Source organism: Nesterenkonia aethiopica, from assembly GCF_039534665.1.
In the GTDB taxonomy this organism is placed as follows: domain Bacteria; phylum Actinomycetota; class Actinomycetes; order Actinomycetales; family Micrococcaceae; genus Nesterenkonia; species Nesterenkonia aethiopica.
Window position 1 is genome coordinate 26,881 of the sequence record NZ_BAAAVT010000004.1, and the last position, 16,568, is coordinate 43,448.

Annotated in this window: 15 protein-coding genes; 11 read left to right on the forward strand and 4 right to left on the reverse strand. The window is 70.2% G+C overall.

Going from position 1 to position 16,568, the window contains the following annotated elements:
• Window positions 1–46 precede the first annotated feature (46 nt).
• Window positions 47–943, reverse strand: coding sequence for an IclR family transcriptional regulator (locus ABD658_RS03570; protein ID WP_425574462.1), 897 nt, complete (start codon window positions 941–943; stop codon window positions 47–49).
• 198 nt (window positions 944–1,141) lie between these two features.
• On the opposite strand from ABD658_RS03570, the gene leuC reads away from it, so the two are divergent.
• The 6 genes from leuC to ABD658_RS03600 all read left to right on the forward strand — a co-directional run bounded on the left by leuC (window position 1,142) and on the right by ABD658_RS03600 (window position 7,772).
• A complete protein-coding gene (gene leuC, locus ABD658_RS03575; protein ID WP_344685394.1) occupies window positions 1,142–2,587 on the forward strand; it encodes a 3-isopropylmalate dehydratase large subunit in 1,446 nt (481 codons plus the stop codon).
• Between the two features lie 32 nt (window positions 2,588–2,619).
• Window positions 2,620–3,219 (forward strand): 3-isopropylmalate dehydratase small subunit, encoded by a 600-nt coding sequence (leuD, locus tag ABD658_RS03580; RefSeq protein WP_070161023.1) that lies wholly within the window; start codon window positions 2,620–2,622, stop codon window positions 3,217–3,219.
• A 184-nt stretch (window positions 3,220–3,403) separates the two neighbouring features.
• Window positions 3,404–4,726, forward strand: coding sequence for a UDP-N-acetylglucosamine 1-carboxyvinyltransferase (gene murA, locus ABD658_RS03585; protein ID WP_070161024.1), 1,323 nt, complete (start codon window positions 3,404–3,406; stop codon window positions 4,724–4,726).
• A gap of 20 nt (window positions 4,727–4,746) precedes the next feature.
• Window positions 4,747–5,490, forward strand: coding sequence for a lysophospholipid acyltransferase family protein (locus ABD658_RS03590; RefSeq protein WP_344685398.1), 744 nt, complete (start codon window positions 4,747–4,749; stop codon window positions 5,488–5,490).
• 3 nt (window positions 5,491–5,493) lie between these two features.
• On the forward strand, window positions 5,494–6,567 hold the full coding sequence (locus tag ABD658_RS03595) for an NAD(P)H-dependent glycerol-3-phosphate dehydrogenase (RefSeq protein WP_311023991.1): 1,074 nt from the start codon (window positions 5,494–5,496) through the stop codon (window positions 6,565–6,567).
• Between the two features lie 8 nt (window positions 6,568–6,575).
• Window positions 6,576–7,772 carry a D-alanine--D-alanine ligase family protein gene (locus ABD658_RS03600; RefSeq protein ID WP_344685400.1) on the forward strand — a complete coding sequence of 399 codons (1,197 nt, stop codon included), beginning with the start codon at window positions 6,576–6,578 and terminating at the stop codon, window positions 7,770–7,772.
• A 74-nt stretch (window positions 7,773–7,846) separates the two neighbouring features.
• On the opposite strand, the gene ABD658_RS03605 is transcribed toward ABD658_RS03600, so the two are convergent.
• Window positions 7,847–8,362: a DUF3515 domain-containing protein gene (locus ABD658_RS03605; RefSeq protein ID WP_344685402.1), complete on the reverse strand. Its 516-nt coding sequence runs from the start codon at window positions 8,360–8,362 to the stop codon at window positions 7,847–7,849.
• 335 nt (window positions 8,363–8,697) lie between these two features.
• On the opposite strand from ABD658_RS03605, the gene ABD658_RS03610 reads away from it, so the two are divergent.
• The 4 genes from ABD658_RS03610 (at window position 8,698) to rsmD (ending at window position 13,674) form a co-directional block, all read left to right on the forward strand.
• Window positions 8,698–9,738, forward strand: a complete 1,041-nt coding sequence (locus ABD658_RS03610) for an LCP family protein (protein ID WP_070161030.1) — start codon at window positions 8,698–8,700, stop codon at window positions 9,736–9,738.
• A 65-nt stretch (window positions 9,739–9,803) separates the two neighbouring features.
• Window positions 9,804–10,817 (forward strand): DAK2 domain-containing protein, encoded by a 1,014-nt coding sequence (locus ABD658_RS03615; RefSeq protein WP_344685405.1) that lies wholly within the window; start codon window positions 9,804–9,806, stop codon window positions 10,815–10,817.
• Window positions 10,814–13,060, forward strand: a complete 2,247-nt coding sequence (locus ABD658_RS03620; RefSeq protein WP_344685407.1) for an ATP-dependent DNA helicase RecG — start codon at window positions 10,814–10,816, stop codon at window positions 13,058–13,060. Before ABD658_RS03615 ends, ABD658_RS03620 begins: the two co-directional genes overlap by 4 nt.
• A 62-nt stretch (window positions 13,061–13,122) precedes the next feature.
• A complete protein-coding gene (gene rsmD, locus ABD658_RS03625) occupies window positions 13,123–13,674 on the forward strand; it encodes a 16S rRNA (guanine(966)-N(2))-methyltransferase RsmD (RefSeq protein WP_311023995.1) in 552 nt (183 codons plus the stop codon).
• A 63-nt stretch (window positions 13,675–13,737) separates the two neighbouring features.
• Here rsmD and ABD658_RS03630 read toward each other — a convergent pair whose 3' ends face one another.
• Window positions 13,738–14,562 carry a spermidine synthase gene (locus ABD658_RS03630; RefSeq protein ID WP_311023996.1) on the reverse strand — a complete coding sequence of 275 codons (825 nt, stop codon included), beginning with the start codon at window positions 14,560–14,562 and terminating at the stop codon, window positions 13,738–13,740.
• A 5-nt stretch (window positions 14,563–14,567) separates the two neighbouring features.
• The gene (locus tag ABD658_RS03635) at window positions 14,568–15,893 is read right to left on the reverse strand and encodes an aminotransferase class I/II-fold pyridoxal phosphate-dependent enzyme (protein WP_344685410.1); all 1,326 of its coding nucleotides are present in this window, start codon (window positions 15,891–15,893) and stop codon (window positions 14,568–14,570) included.
• 122 nt (window positions 15,894–16,015) lie between these two features.
• Here ABD658_RS03635 and coaD point away from each other — a divergent pair, with 122 nt between their 5' ends.
• Window positions 16,016–16,498, forward strand: coding sequence for a pantetheine-phosphate adenylyltransferase (gene coaD, locus ABD658_RS03640; protein WP_070161039.1), 483 nt, complete (start codon window positions 16,016–16,018; stop codon window positions 16,496–16,498).
• Window positions 16,499–16,568: the final 70 nt, after the last annotated feature.

Sequence of the window (16,568 nt, forward strand, 5' to 3'; positions counted from 1 at the left end):
AGGGACGGCCCTGTCTGCGGCCTGTCTGTGACGGCTCGGAGCCCGGTCAGTGCCGTCCGAGATCCTCCCCCAGCCCGTGCTCGGCAGCGTCCGGGTTCTTCCTCACCAGCTCGGTCAGCTGGTGGGCGGCCTGGACCACCACCTCGGCGTGCTGGCGGCCCGGCTGCCTGGTCAGCCGCTCGATCGGGCCGGAGATGGACACTGCGGCGATCACGCGTCCGGAAGGGCCACGGACGGGGGCGGAGACCGATGCCACTCCGGGCTCCCGCTCGCCCAGGGACTCGCCCCAGCCGCGCCGCCGGACGCCGGCCAGCACCGTGGGGGTGAACCGGGCGCCCTGCAGCCCCTCGACGAGGCGCTCATGGTCCTCCCAGGCCAGCAGGACCTGCGCGGCGGAGCCGGCCTTCATGGAGAGCTGGGTCCCCACGGGGATGGAGTCGCGCAGGCCGATGGGCCGCTCCGCCGAGGCCACGCAGACGCGGGCATCGCCCTGGCGGCGATAGAGCTGCGAGCTCTCTCCGGTGGCGTCCCGCAGCTTGAGCAGGATGGGGCCGGCCGCCGAGACGAGGCGGTCGTCTCCTGCGGCGGAGGCCAGCTCCGCCAGGCGGGATCCGATCACATAGCGTCCTCGCACGTCGCGGCTGAGGAAGCGGTGGTGGATCAGCGCGGAGGCGAGTCGGTGCACGGTGGGACGCGCCAGCCCGGTGCACTCCACGAGCTGCGCCAGGGACGCCGGTCCGGCCTCCAGGGCGTCGAGGATCATCACGGACTTGTCCACGACGCCGATCCCGGACGGAGTGTGCAGCGGCCGCGGCGGATCCAGGGGAGGCTCGGTGGGCCTCGTGCGCGGCGAGGTGCGCGGCGAAGCCCCGGCCCGGGCGGAGGCGGGGCCGGTCGGTCGGGAGGCGCCGGATCGGGGAGCGCCGGATCGAGGGCTGGACATGGTCGACATCATACTGCGAAAAGCCCGGAAATCTCAGATAGTGAGACCTCGTGTCGCTGTCGGGGAGAGCCGCGGGACGCGCACACTCCTCTCTGCCGACCGGGCGTGTTCAGATAGTGAGACCCAGGCCTGCAGGTCTGGATACCATCTGGCATCGGTGCTTCTGTAGTGGTATAAGGCCGATTTCAGGAGGACCCCATGGCGGACAAGCCGCTGACGATGGCGGAGAAGGTGTGGCGCGAGCACGTCGTCGTGCCCGGTGAGGAGAAGGGCGGGCAGCGCACGCCGGACCTGCTCTACATCGACCTGCACCTCGTCCACGAGGTGACGTCGCCGCAGGCCTTCGCAGGACTGCGGCTGGCCGACCGGCCCGTGCGCCGGCCTGATCTCACGATCGCCACCGAGGACCACAACACCCCGACCCTGGAGATCGACAAGCCGATCGCCGACCCGATCAGCCGCAAGCAGGTCGACACGCTGCGTGCGAACGCCGCGGAGTTCGGCATCCGGCTGCATTCGCTCGGCGATGACGACCAGGGCATCGTCCACGTCGTGGGCCCGCAGCTCGGACTCACCCAGCCCGGGATGACCGTGGTGTGCGGAGACTCCCACACCTCCACCCACGGAGCGTTCGGAGCTCTGGCCATGGGCATCGGGACCTCCGAGGTCGAGCATGTGCTGGCCACCCAGACGCTGTCGCTCAAGCCGTTCAAGACCATGGCGATCACAGTGGAGGGCACGCTGAAGCCGGGAGTCAGCTCCAAGGACATCATCCTGGCGGTCATCGCCAAGATCGGCACCGGAGGCGGCCAGGGCTATGTGCTCGAATACCGCGGCTCGGCGATCGAACAGCTCTCGATGGACGCCCGGATGACCATCTGCAACATGTCGATCGAGGCCGGCGCCCGAGCCGGCATGATCGCCCCCGATGAGACCACTTTCGACTACATCAAGGGACGTCCCCACGCGCCGCAGGGCGCGGACTGGGACGCGGCCGTCGAGAACTGGCGTGCGCTGCGCACCGACGACGGCGCAGAGTTCGACGCCGAGGTCGTGATCGACGCCGATGCGCTCGAGCCATTCGTCACCTGGGGCACCAACCCGGGCCAGGGCGTGAGCCTCTCCGACACGGTGCCGGCTCCGGAGGACTTCGACGACCCCGTGGACCGGGAGTCCGCCGAGCGGGCCCTGAAGTACATGGACCTCGCCCCGGGGACGCCGATGCGGGACATCCGGGTGGACACCGTGTTCCTGGGATCCTGCACCAACTCGCGGATGGAGGACCTGCGGGCGGCCGCGGGGATCATCCGCGGTCGGGAGAAGGACCCTCAGGTGCGCATGATCGTGGTCCCCGGCTCCCAGAGGGTCCGCCTGCAGGCTGAGGCCGAGGGGCTGGACCAGGTGTTCAAGGAGTTCGGGGCCGAGTGGCGCTTCGCCGGGTGCTCGATGTGCCTGGGCATGAACCCGGACCAGCTGCAGCCGGGGGAGCGGTGCGCCTCCACGTCGAACCGCAACTTCGAAGGGCGCCAAGGCAAAGGTGGTCGCACGCACCTGGTGTCTCCGGTCGTGGCGGCGGCCACGGCGGTCCGCGGCACGCTCTCTGCGCCGTCGGACGTCCTGTCCACCGAGCCCCAGCCGGCCTGACCGGCATGCCCCGACGAGGAGCTGACATAGCTATGGAACCCATCATTCGACACACCGGCGTCGGCGTGCCGCTGCGCGCCTCCAACGTCGATACCGACCAGATCATCCCGGCGGTGTACCTGAAGAGGATCACCCGCACCGGATTCGAGGACGCTCTGTTCTCGTCCTGGCGCAAGGATCCGGAGTTCGTCCTGAACCAGCCGGCCTACGCCCAGGGCACGGTGCTGGTGGCCGGACCCGACTTCGGCACCGGCTCCTCCCGGGAGCACGCCGTCTGGGCGCTGAAGGACTACGGCTTCCGGGTGGTCGTCGCCTCCCGCTTCGCCGACATCTTCCGCGGCAACTCGGGCAAGCAGGGGCTGGTCACCGCTCAGGTGGCCCAGCCCGACGTCGAACTCATCTGGAAGGAGCTCGAGAAGGAGCCCGGCGCCGAGGTGCAGGTCGATCTGGAGGCCCGCACCGTGCGCTGCGGCTCGGTCGAGGCGAGCTTCGAGATCGACGACTATACGCGCTGGCGCCTCATGGAGGGGCTTGACGACATCTCCCTGACCCTCACCCGGGCGGAGGACATCGAGCAGTTCGAGGCCACCCGGCCCGAGTGGAAGCCGAAGACGCTGCCGGCCAGGATCTGAGACGGCTGCGGGTGTGACGCGGATCGCCGTCATCCTGGGGATCTGCTGAGTGCGAGCTGGACATCCGGTCCGTCATGGAATCGTTGCCTTCCCCCACGGCGGAATTGTCCGGGGGAGGCGTCCGGGTTGGATACAGTGGCATGGCTACATCTCCTGTGCTTCACGAAGGGACCGTCGAGTCACTATGGCCAAACTGCTCACCATCCAGGGTGGAAAGCCCCTCGAGGGCAGCGTCCGCGTCCGCGGCGCGAAGAACCTCGTCCCGAAGGCCATGGTCGCCTCTCTGCTCGGCAGCGAACCCTCGGAGCTCCGGAACGTCCCGGAGATCAAGGACGTCGAGATCGTCAAGAATCTGCTGACCATCCACGGCGTGACCGTCGACGTCGACCCGGAGACGGGGGACCTCACTCTGGACCCGCGCCGGATGCGCAACGCCGAGCACTCGGAGATCGACACCCACGCCGGAGACTCGCGGATCCCGATCCTGTTCTGCGGTCCGCTGATGCACAAGAACGGTGAGGCGTTCATCCCCGATCTCGGCGGGTGCCGCATCGGAGACCGTCCCATCGACTACCACCTCGAGGTGCTGCGCAACTTCGGCGCCGTGGTGGACAAGCAGGTCACGGGCATCCACATCACCGCTCCGAAGGGCCTCAAGGGTGCCAAGCTCGACCTGCCCTACCCGTCCGTGGGGGCCACGGAGCAGGTGCTGCTCACGGCCGTCATGGCCGAAGGCATCACGGAGCTGAAGAACGCGGCGGTCGAGCCGGAGATCCACGATCTGATCGCCATCCTGCAGCAGATGGGCGCGATCATCTCCGTGAACACCGATCGCACCATCCGGATCGAAGGTGTGGACCGACTCAGCGGCTTCAAGCATCGGGCCATCCCGGACCGCAACGAGTCGGCGTCCTGGGCGTCGGCGGCGCTGGTGACCCGTGGTGACATCTACGTGCGCGGAGCGGCCCAGCGGGACCTGACCGCCTTCCTGAACACCTATCGGAAGATCGGCGGCGAGTTCGAGGTCGACGACGACGGGATCCGGTTCTGGCATGCCGGCGAGCCGCTCAAGCCCTTGGTGCTGGAGACCGACGTGCACCCGGGCTTCATGACCGACTGGCAGCAGCCCATGGTCGTGGCCCTTACTCAGGCCCACGGCGTGTCCATCGTCCATGAGACGGTCTATGAGAACCGCTTCGGCTTCACCGAGGCGCTCAAGCGCATGGGGGCCTCCATCCAGCTGCACCGTGAGTGCCTCGGGTCCAATCCCTGCCGCTTCGGCCAGCGCAACTTCCTCCACTCCGCTGTGATCTCCGGGCCGTCGGAGCTGAAGGGCACCGACATCGACGTGCCGGACCTGCGCGGCGGCTTCTCCCACCTCATCGCCGCGCTGGCGGCTCAGGGCACCTCCCGGGTCACCGGGATCGAGATCATCAATCGCGGCTATGAGCGGTTCATCGACAAGATCGCAGGACTCGGCGCCGACGTCGAGATGACTGAGCGCTGAGCCTCGGTAGGCTTCTGTCTGTGACTTCCCGACGAGACGACGCGCCCTCGCTGGGCTTCCGCACCGCCGCCGCCGTCGTGCGCCCTGCCCTGAACCTCGTGATCGGCAAGCAGTGGGACGGGCTCGACCGGCTGCCCCGGCAGGGGTACATCGTGGTGGCCAACCACGTCACCGAGATCGACCCGCTGGCCGTGGCCCACGCGGTCTACAGCTCCGGGAGCACGCCGCACTTCCTGGCGAAGGACGCCCTGTTCCGGGCTCCGGCGCTGGGGAGCCTGCTGCGTCGGCTCCAGCAGATCCCGGTGGCCCGTGACCAGCGGGACGCCCAGTCGTCGCTGACCGTGGCGGGTGAGGTCATCGCTCAGGGCGGGGCTATCATCATCTATCCCGAGGGCACGCTGACGCGGGATCCGCAGCTGTGGCCCATGCGTGCGAAGACCGGGGCGGCGCGTCTCGCGCTGACCACCGGAGCGCCGGTGGTGCCGATCACCCACTGGGGCGTCCAGGACCTCCTGGCGCCCTACGGCCGCGTGCCCACGGTGCTGCCCCGTCCGCGCTATCGGCTGCTCGTCGGTGACGAGGTCGACCTCTCGGACCTCCGGGAGGGCCCCATGACCCGCACGGCGCTGGCCCGGGCCACGGAGCGCATCGAAGATGCGCTCACGGCCGGCGTGGCTGAGCTGCGCGGTGAGGAGCCCCCTGAGCTCATCTGGGACCGCGCCCTGCGCCAGCGTGTTCCGCGCCGTCAGATCGAGGAGTCGTGATCCATGAGCGCACAGAGCGTCAGACCGTCCACCGGGGCTCCTGAGGGAGCGCCCGGGGCCGCACGCATCGCCGTGCTCGGCGCCGGCAGCTGGGGGACCACCTTCGCCAAGGTCCTCGGCGACGCCGCCGTGGCCTCGGGGGCCCCTGCGGAGATCGTGCTGTGGGCTCGCCGCGAGGAGATCGCCCGTGAGATCACCGAGCGACGGACGAACTCCACCTACCTGGGGGACATCGTCCTGCCTCCGGGCATCCGCGCGACCACCGACGTCGCCGAGGCCGTCACCGGTGCCGAGGTCGTGGTGCTGGCGGTCCCGGCGCAGTCGCTGCGGTCGCACCTGGCCGCCGTCGGTGCGGCGTTGGGTGAGCGTGCCGTGCTGGTGTCCCTGATCAAGGGGCTCGAGCGAGGCTCGGACATGCGCATGTCCGAGGTCATCATCGAGGAACTCGGCGTCGGGGCCGATCGTGTCGCCGTCGTCTCCGGCCCGAACCTCGCCATGGAGATCGCCCGCCAGGAGCCCACCGCGTCGGTCGTCGCCTGTGAGGACGCCGCCGTCGCCGAACGTGTCGCCGCGCTGTGCAACAATCCCTACTTCCGGCCCTACACGAACACTGACGTCGTGGGCGTGGAGATCGCCGGCATCGTGAAGAACGTGATCGCCCTGGCCGTGGGGATCTGCGACGGACAACGGCTCGGAGACAACTCCAAGGCATCCGTGATCACCCGCGGCCTCGCCGAGACGACCCGTCTGGCGACCGTGCTCGGCGGTCGTCTGGAGACCTTCTCCGGCCTCGCAGGGCTGGGGGACCTGGTGGCGACCTGCGCCTCTCCGCTGTCCCGGAACCGGACCGCGGGGCGTCTGCTGGGAGACGGCCTGTCCGCGGATGAGGTGACCGCCGAGCTGACACAGACCGCCGAGGGCATGAAGTCCGGATCGGCGGTGGTCGATCTGGCCCGCCGCCACGGTGTGGAGATGCCGATCTCCGAGGCCGTCGTAGCAGTCCTGGACGGATCCCTGGCTGTGGACCGGATCGCCACCCTCCTGCTCGCCCGAGACCTCAAACCCGAAGGGAAGTGACTCCTTCCATGTCCGAGAGCACAGCGCCGCGCACCACCGTCGATGACGGACTGCGGGTGGCTTCCCAGGGCTCGAGCGCCCGTCCGCGCGTGCTGGTCCTCTACGGCGGGCAGTCCTCGGAGCATGCCGTCTCCTGTGTGACGGCCGCCGGAGTGCTGAAGGCCGTCGACGGGGAGCGGTTCGACGTCGTGCCGGTCGGGATCACCTCGAACGGGCAGTGGACCCGTCCGGCGGTGGACCCCCGCACCCACACCTTCGCCGACGGCGAGCTGCCCCGGGTGCTGCCCACCGAGTCCACCGTGGCCCTGCACGGCGCCTCCAACGGCACCGGGGAACGTCGGTGCGAGCTCCTGGAGGTCGGTCCGGCGGGGAAGACGTCCTCCCTGGGTCCGGTGGACGTCGTGCTGCCGCTGCTGCACGGCCCCTTCGGCGAGGACGGCACGGTGCAGGGGCTGCTCGAGTCGGTCGGCGTGCCCTATGTGGGAGCTGGGGTGCTCGCCTCCGCCGTCGGAATGGACAAGCACTTCATGAAGCTGGCCTTCGAGGCCGCCGGGCTGACGGTGGGGCCCTATGAGACGCTGACGGCCCGCCAGTGGCGCCGAGACCCGGGGGCAGCCCTCCAAAGGGTGCGCGGCCTGAATCTTCCGGTGTTCGTCAAGCCCGCTCGGGCCGGGTCCTCGGTGGGGATCACCCGGGTCGATGCCTGGGAGCAGTTGGAGGAGGCCGTCGCCCTGGCCCAGAAGCATGACCCGAAGGTCGTCGTGGAACAGGGGATCTCGGGCCGCGAGATCGAATGCGGCGTGCTGGACGGCCATGACGGTCAGCCGCCCCGGGCTTCCCAGCTGGGGGAGATCGTGGTCCACGACGGCGGCGAGTCCCACCAGTTCTATGACTTCACGGCCAAATACACGGATGCTGCGGCCGCCGACCTCAGCTGTCCTGCCGACCTGCCTGTCGAGGCGGCCGAGGAGATCCGGCGTCAGGCGGTCGTCGCCTTCGAGGCGGTGGACGCTGAGGGGATTTCGCGGGTGGACTTCTTCTACACCGACGACGGCGACGTCGTGATCAACGAGATCAACACCATGCCGGGGTTCACGCCGATCAGCATGTATCCGCAGATGTGGCACGCCACCGGGATCCAGTACCCGGAGCTCATCGCCGAGCTCATCACGCTGGCCCTGCAGCGGCCCGTCGGCCTGCGCTGACCCGGCCTGCGCTGATCCGGCCTGGGCTGCCCCGGCCGGGACGGCGGAGAGGCCGCCGCGCCCGAGCGTCAGGGTCAGTGATGGGACTCCGCATGGTCGGAGTCGGCCGAGTCCTCGGTCACCGCGTCCGAATCCTCGGTGCCCTCGATCTCCTGCTCGGTGGACGTGCACCCGCGCGTCTGCTCCACCCGCTCCACGGCCCCGGCCAGGGCCAGCATGACGGTGGAGGACGGGATCTCGTCGACGTCGAGAAGGACCTCCACCGCGGGCTCCCGGCCGTAGCTGACCAGTCGCCAGTCCGACCCCTCCTCCTCGACGGCGAGCCAGTCGACGCCGTCGGCGGTCACGCAGTGCTCCGGACTCGGTCCGGGCGGCTCGACGCCGCATCTCGCCACCACGCGGCTCGGGTCGCCCCAGACCGAGGTCCCCTGGGAGTTGGTCTCCCGCTGGTGGTGCCCGTCGATGGTCTCCGGCAGCGCGAGCATGACCTCCGCACAGACCGGGTCGGAGGCGTAGGGGGCGGGCTCCACGGTGGCGGCGCCTCCGGGGGCGCACGAGCTCAGCACCAGCGCGGCAGGGGCGAGCAGCATCGCCGTCTTCCGTCGCCCGGCGGGCGACGCTGACCAAGGACGCATCCAGCTCCGAGCCGGGGCGGACGGTCCGGTGTACGAACCGGTTCCCGGCCGAGCACGCAGTGAGGCACGGGATGATGCGCGGAACGTTGCTGGGGACGAGGCGGAGCTCATGGAGGACACGCTAGCGGAGGACTGCGGACTGAGGATGCAGCGCCGCTGTCATGGCCTGTCACAGTTCTGGCATATCCTGGAACGACGTCGACCCATCCGTTGCACGTCGACCGCCGGACGCCGTGTGGGGGCATAGCCCGCCGTCCGGGGGCATGGGCGCGCTCAGCTGAGGAGAACACATGGCAGAAGAGACCGTCGAAGAGTCGCGCCGGCGCAGGAAGCGGCGCAGCCGGCTCACCATCGGCATCGTGCTGGGGTCCCTGGTGGTGCTGGTGGCGGGTGCCCTGGTCGCTTCGCTGCTGTACCTGAACTCGCTCTCTCGCAGCTACGAGGAGAACGTCCAGACGTTCGGGGACGAGGAGACCTTCCCCGATGAGGCGGACCGTCCGGAGAAGGACGAGGATGACGAGTCCATCAACATCCTGCTCATCGGCTCCGACGACCATGGAGGCTCCGGCGAGTCGGAGGACCTGCCCCGTGTGCCGCAGGGCGGACGCTCGGACACGATGATGCTGGTGCACATCCCGGCGGACCGGGACAGCGTGCAGGTCATGTCGATCCCGCGTGATCTGTGGGTGGAGGTGCCGGGCCACGGCTGGCACAAGGTCAACGCTCCGCTGGCGCTCGGTGGGATCTCGCTGACCGTCCAGACCCTGGAGGGCCTCTTCGACGCGCGGATCGATCACATCGCGTCGGTGGACATGCTCGGCTTCATCGGCCTGGTGGACGCCCTCGGCGGCGTCGACGTCAACTCCAGCTACCCGGAGTCCTTCACCACCGGTGAGGGCTACACCTTCGAGCCCGGGGTCCAGCACATGGACTCTGAGCAGGCGCTGTCCTTCGTCCGCCACCGCGCGACGTTCCCTGACGGCGATCTCCAGCGCGTGCGCAACCAGCAGGCCTTCATCCGCGCCGTGATCCAGGAGTCGGTCTCCCCGTCGAACCTCACCAATCCGGGGCAGGTGCAGGACATGGTGGAGACTTTCGCACCCCACCTGGTGGTGGATGAGACCCTCGACTCCTCGACGGTGGCCTCCCTGGGCTGGCAGATGCGCGGCGCGGTCAGCGACATCCAGCTGTTCACCCTCCCCACCGGGGACTCGGGCCGATCGGCGGACGGCCAGTGGATCTGGAACCAGGACACCCAGGCGATCTCGGAGATCTCCGAGGCGCTCAGCGACGGCACGCTGCAGGAGTACGTGGACGACAACGACCTCTGAGGGCACCGCCGCGAGGCGGAGTCCGACAACCGGGGTGGTGGGGTCGGCAGGACCGGAGGAGGGCCATGAGAGGAAAGGTCAGAGGTCGGCAGGCGGTGCTGGCATGGTTCCAGCTCGCCGAACAGACCCTGGAGTCCCGCCGCGGACAGCTGGACCGGCTCAACGTCTTCCCAGTGCCGGACTCGGACACCGGAGCGAACATGCTTGCGGCCATGCGGACGTGTCGCGCCGCGGTGGAGGCATCCCGGGAGGATGACCTGGGGGCGCTGCTGGCGACGGCAGGATCGACGGCGATGGTCGAGGCCCACGGCAATTCCGGGACCCTGCTGGCGGTCCTGCTCTCCGGCATCGCGGAGCCGCTGCACGGGCATGAGCGGCTCACCGTGCCGGGCCTGGCCGACGCCCTGGAACGAGGGAGCCTGCGGGCCTGGACCGCTCTGTCCGAACCGGTGGCAGGCACCATGCTCTCCGTGATCGATGCCGTCTCCGAGCGGGTCCGAGCCGGTCTCGCCGGTGCTGCGGAGCTGGAGAGCCGCGCCGCCCTGGAGGGGAGCCTCCGTGAGGCGATCGCGGCCGGCAGGACCGCCGTGGCCGCCACCGTCGACGAACTGGACGTGCTGCGCCGGGCGGGCGTCGTCGACGCCGGAGGCACCGGACTGCTGCTCATCCTGGACGCCCTGCGCGCGACCGTGTGCGGCGAGGAGCTCGACGACGACCTGCTCGACGGTCTTCCGGGCCTGCCCGGTGCACCCGCTGGTGGCGGCGCGCGAACTCCCGAGGGCGACCTCCACGGACGGAGCGTCGGCCCTGCCGCGCCGGCGAGGGAAGCACCGGGTCCTCCGCTGGTGGAGATCATGGCCACGGTCCGGCTCGACCCGCTGGGGGCGGCCTCACTGCGCCACCGTCTGGACGAGCTGGGGGACTCGGTGATCATCACCCCGGTGGACGTCGAAGCGGATGCCGCCGGCGCGTACCGATGGCGCATCCACGTCCACACCGCACGGCGCGGACCGACCTCCGAGGCCATCCGATCGGCCGGCTCGGTCGAGGCCCTGACCCTCACGGAGCTCGGCGCATGACGGCTCACGGATCCGTCCAGGGCCCGGAGACCCCGCTGGATCGACTGCTGGGCGACGCCTCGGCGCGGACCCTGGAGCGGGAGCTGAGCCTGCACACAGCCGAGGACCTGCTCAACCACATCCCGCGTCGGTGGGTCGAGCACGGGCAGCTCTCCTCTCTGGCGGAGCTCCGCGAGGACGAACACGTCACGTTCGTCGCGCGGGTGGTGAGCGCCTCGAAGCGTCGCATGCAGCGGCGTCGCGGGTTCCTCGTGGAGGTCGTGGTGGAGGACGACGACGGCGTCCGGCTCCAGATGGCGTTCTTCCAGGGGCATCAGGCCTTCCGTGACCTGACCTCGGGCGCCCGGGCGATGTTCCACGGGAAGGTGGGCAGCTACGGCGGGCGCCTCACGCTGAACAATCCCGACTACTCGGTGCTCCCCGAGGACGGGGACGTCGGACCGGGAGCTGACTCCCGTGGTCCGGCGGGCGTTCCGCTGCCCGGCGAGGGGCAGTCGACGCCGGTGCCTCTGTATCCGGCCACGGCGAAGGTCTCCAGTTGGGAGATCTACCGGTGTGTTCGTCTCGTCCTGGACATGGTGGATCTCGACGCCTGGCCGGATCCGGTCCCCACGGAGGTGTCCGAGAGTGAGGGCCTGCGCGGACTGGCGACGGCGTATCTGCTGATCCATCGGCCCGCTCGTCTGGAGGACCCCGCCGAAGGGCTGAAGCGACTTCGCTTCCAGGAGGCGTTCCTGCTGCAGGCTCTGCTCGCCAGGCGCAGAGTGCTCGCCGGCTCCGGGGTCGGGCGTCCCGCGCCACGCCGGGAGGACGGCCTGCTCGGCGTGTTCGACGCCGCCCTGCCGTTCACCCTCACCGAGGGCCAGCGCCGCTGCGGGGAGCTGATCGCCGAGGACCTCGCCGGTGCGGCGCCGATGAACAGGCTCCTGCAGGGCGAGGTCGGCTCGGGAAAGACGTTGGTGGCGCTGCGAGCCATGCTGCAGGTGGTCGACGCCGGCGCCCAGGCGGCACTGGTGGCGCCCACCGAGGTGCTGGCGGCCCAGCACGAAAGGTCCTTGCGGGGCATGCTCGGAGCTTTGGCGGGCACGGATCTGCTCTCGGCCTGGGACGCCCCTGACGACGCGCCGGCGGTCACCGTGACCCTGCTGACGGGGTCGATGAGCACGGCGGAGCGGAAGCAGGCGCTGTTGGACATCGCCTCCGGCAGGGCCGGCATCGTGGTGGGGACCCATGCTCTGCTGGGGGAGAAGGTGCAGTTCGCGGACCTCGGCCTCGTCGTCGTCGACGAGCAGCACCGGTTCGGCGTGGAGCAGCGGGACGCCCTGCGGCACCGGTACCCGGTGACCCCCCATATGCTCGTGATGTCGGCGACCCCCATTCCCCGCTCGGTGGCGATGACGGTCTTCGGCGATCTGGAGCTGACGATGCTGGCCGGCCTGCCGGCCGGCCGCCAGCCGATCCGCACCCATGTGGCGCGGATGACCCAGGGGCCCCGGATCATCGGCAGAGTCTGGGAGCGGATCGCCGAGGAGGTGGCCGCCGGACATCAGGCCTACGTGGTCTGTCCCAAGATCTCCGAGTCGGACCAGCGTGAGGACCCGGCCACCGGTGTCCAGATCGAACAGGACGCCTCCGTCGAGCTGCTGGCGGACCGACTGGCGGAGCATCCGCTGATCGGCCGGCTGCGACTGGCGAGCCTGCATGGCCGGATGGACTCCTCCGAGAAGGAGGAGGTGATGACGGCCTTCGAACGCGGCGAGATCGACGTGCTGCTCTCCACCACGGTCATCGAGGTCGGGGTCGACGTTCCCAACGCCACGGTGATGGCGGTGCTCGACGCCGACGCCTTCGGCATCTCCACCCTCCACCAGCTGCGGGGCCGGATCGGACGAGGCTCCGCCCAGGGGCTGTGCCTGCTGGTCACCCGGCTGCCGGACGGCCACCCGTCTCTGGAGCGTCTGGAGGAGGTGGCCGCGCACAGCGACGGCATGCAGCTGGCCCGGCTGGATCTGCAACGCCGTCGGGAGGGCGATGTGCTCGGGGCCTCGCAGGCGGGACGGAGCTCCACGCTGAAGCTGCTGCGCATCGTGCGCGACGAGGGGATCATCAGCTCGGCCGCCGACCATGTCCAGGCGCTCACCGCGAACGACCCTGGATGGGAAGGCCATCCGCAGCTGCGGGAGGCGATCGACTCCTGGATCGCGCGCAGCGACGGCGCCGACGCCTATATCGAACGCGGCTGAGGCGCCGGAGACGACGCCGGAGACGACAGGGAACCGGAGACCCACCGAGAAGGAGGACCGCCGTGGCGCGGATCATCGCGGGCACGCATAAGGGACGTCGTCTGGCGGCCGTTCCGGGGGAGGGGACGCGTCCCACCAGCGACCGGGTCAAGGAATCGCTGTTCTCCCGGCTGGAGGGCTATGACGCGATCGGCGACGCCGTCGTGGTGGACCTGTTCGCCGGCTCCGGGGCACTGGGACTGGAGGCGCTGAGTCGTGGTGCCCGTCGCGCGGAGCTGGTGGATCGGGCCGAGCCGGCGCTACGGACCCTGCGACGCAACGCGGCCCTGTTCGACGCCGGGGCGGTCACCGTCCAGAAGTCCGAGGCGCTGCGCCATCTTCGCCGCCGGGAGGGCGAACCGATCGAGCTGCTGTTCCTGGATCCGCCCTATGCCTTCACCGAGCAGCAGCTCGCCGAGGTGCTCGCCGCCGCGGTGCCGCAGCTGCATCCGGCGGCCACCGTGGTGGTGGAGCGGGAGTCCCGCAGTCCGGAGCCGCAGTGGCCCGCTGGACTGGAACGGTTTCAGGATCGTGCGTACGGCACCACGCGGCTCTGGTTCGCGGAGCCGGCCTGAGCGTGTGCCTCTCCGCCAGATGATCTCAGCGGCGGCTTCGCCCGTCAGGGGCTTCGGCGTCGGTCAGAGGCCGAGCCATTGCCGCAGTTCGTCTCCGGTGAGGACGTCCCCCGGATGGGGGCCGGCCGCCCATACGGCTTCGGCGGCCCGGGTGGGCACCGGCTCCCCGAGGGCGGCGACCACCAGGTTCCCCGCCGTCGCGCCGGCGAGCACGTCGGCCGGGGCGGTGACCAGCAGCCGGGAGGGGTCCGCGCCTGCGGCTGCGTGGAGGATCCGCCGGATCAGGGGCCGGGCGAAGTGCAGCCCCGGGTCGTCGCCGAGGTTCATCACCAGCACCCCGTCATCGTCCACGGTGCGAGCCACGTGGGCGCAGAACGTCGCCGAGGTGAGCTGGTCCGGAGCGTGGGCGCCGTTGAAGAGATCGACGACGACGGCGTCGTGACGCTCGCCCTCGAGCTCCCCGCCGTCGGCCAGGGCCGCCGCGGCGTCGGCGACCACGGTGCGGGGGCGGGTGCGCATGGGCAGATGCTCGAGCACGAAGTCCATCAGCTCGGGCTCGAAGTCCAGCACGGTCTGCTCAGGGGGCGGCAGCCGGCGCTGCCCGGCGCGGTGCTCCACCCATCGAGGCAGGGTCAGGGCGCCGGCGCCGAGATGCAGCACGGACCAGGGCCGCTCCGCCGACCACCCCGCCAGCGCGTCCAGGACGGCGGCGATGCGCAGCGTGTAGTCGTGGAGCAGCCACCCTGGGTCGTCGGTCTCCACATGGGACTGCTCCACGCCGTCGATGGTGAGCATGACCCCGGCCTCGGTGAGCTCGTCCTGGCGGAGCTCTGCCACGGTCCCGGAGGCGGAGAGACGGATGCGTCGGGGGAGGCGGGCGCGGTCCACAGGAATCACTCCAGGGCCGCGGGGAGGTGGGTGCGCAGGCGGCGCACCGCCTCCTCGAGGGTCGCAGGGTCCTTGCAGAAGGCGAACCGGACCAGATGTTGGAGCTCGTCGTCGAGGGAAGCGCGATGCTGGATGGTCAGCGCGGAGACGGGGATCGCGGCGACGCCGGCCCGGCGGACCAGAAGATCGCAGAACGCCGGTCCGGGAAGGTCGGTGATCTCGCGGATGTCGGCGACCACGAAGTATCCGGCCTCAGCGCGGTGCGGGCGCAGTCCCACGTCGGCGAGGCCGGCGCGCAGCAGGTCGCGGCCCGCGGCGAGCTCGGCGACGTTCGCGGCGAAGAATCCGTGATCGTCCCGCAGCCCCTGGGCGACCGCCCACTGGTAGGCGGGACCGGAGGAGAAGCTCAGGAACTGCTTGACGCCGCGCACCTGGTTCAGCAGCCGCGCGGACCCGGTGACCCAGCCGACCTTCCAGCCGGTCACGGAGAAGGACTTCCCGGCCGATCCCACCGCCACGGCGACCTCGTCGGCGCCCGGAACGGCCAGGATGGTCTGGTGCTGGTGGGCGGCGTCCTCGAAGACGAGATGCTCATAGACCTCGTCGCACATGATGCGCAGGCCGTGCCTGCGCGCGATGTCCACGATGCGCCGCAGTTCCTCCGCACTGAAGACGGTGCCGGTGGGATTGTGCGGGGTGTTCAGCAGGATCAGCGACGTCCGCTCGGTGACGGCCGCTTCGAGCGCTTCGACGTCGGGCCTGAAGTCCGGCCCCCGCAGCGGCACCCCGATGAGCTCGGCCCCGGCGAGCGCCGCGCAGGCTCCGTAGGAGTCGTAGTGGGGCTCGAACGTGAGGACTTCGGATCCGGGCTCGGCGAACGCCAGGATCGCCGCGGTGATGCCCTCCGTGGCGCCCGTGGTGATCATGACCTGGTCGACGGGGTCCAGCTCCACGCCGTAGCGGGCCCGGTGCGCATCGGCCACGGCGGCCCGAAGCACCGGCAGCCCCGTGCCGGGGGCGTACTGGTTGGTCGGTCCGACGTCGGGGTCCGTGATGGCTTCGGCCGCGGCGTCGGTGAGCCACCGGGGTCCGTCCCGGTCGGGGAAGCCCTGGCCGAGGTTCACGGCTCCGTGGTGCAGCGCCGCCGCAGTGGTGCGTTCGTAGACGGTGGGCAGGACGCGCCCGGAGGCGAAGTCATAGGTGTTCGCGCCGATGGACGCCTTGACCCACAGGGGGCGGTGGTCCAGGGGCGCCCGGGAGGCCGTCGCGCCTCCGGCCTCGGCGGCGGACTCGCCACCGGTCGCGGAGCTGGGGTCAGGGCGGGAGAGCATGCCTCCCATCGTAGACAGTTCCTGCTCGACACTTCCTGCTCGAGTCTTCCCGTTCGACATCCGGCAGACACATCGCCGTCGGCTCCCACTCGGCGGTGATCACCTGCAGTAGGGTCCTGTACATGCAGTCTGCTGTGTGCCCCGGATCATTCGACCCCCTGCACAACGGGCATGTCGAGATCATCGCCCGTGCCTCGAACCTCTTCGACGAGGTCATCGTCGCCGTGTCCCCGAACATGCACAAGGCCCCGATGTTCTCGGTGGAGGAGCGCATGGAGATGGCGCAGGAGACCTTCTCGTATGTGCGCGGCGTGACGGTCAAGCCGCTCGGGGAGGGGCTGCTGACGGAGTTCTGCCGTGCCCATGGAGCCAATGCGGTGGTCAAGGGGCTCCGCGACGCGAAGGACCTGGCCTATGAGACGCCCATGGCCACGATGAATCGCCATCTGTCCGGCCTGGAGACGGTCTACCTCCCGGCGGACGGCCGGTACACGCATCTGTCCTCGACGCTGATCAAAGAGGTGCACCGCCTCGGAGGGGACGTCTCGGAGCATGTGCCGCGCGCTGTGCAGCGGCGGCTCGCCGACCGGCGTCATGAGAGCTGACCGGGAGCGGGGCGACGTCGGCGTCGTGTTAGATTCCCGGATACCAGTGTCGTCCAGTCCAGAGAGAGGT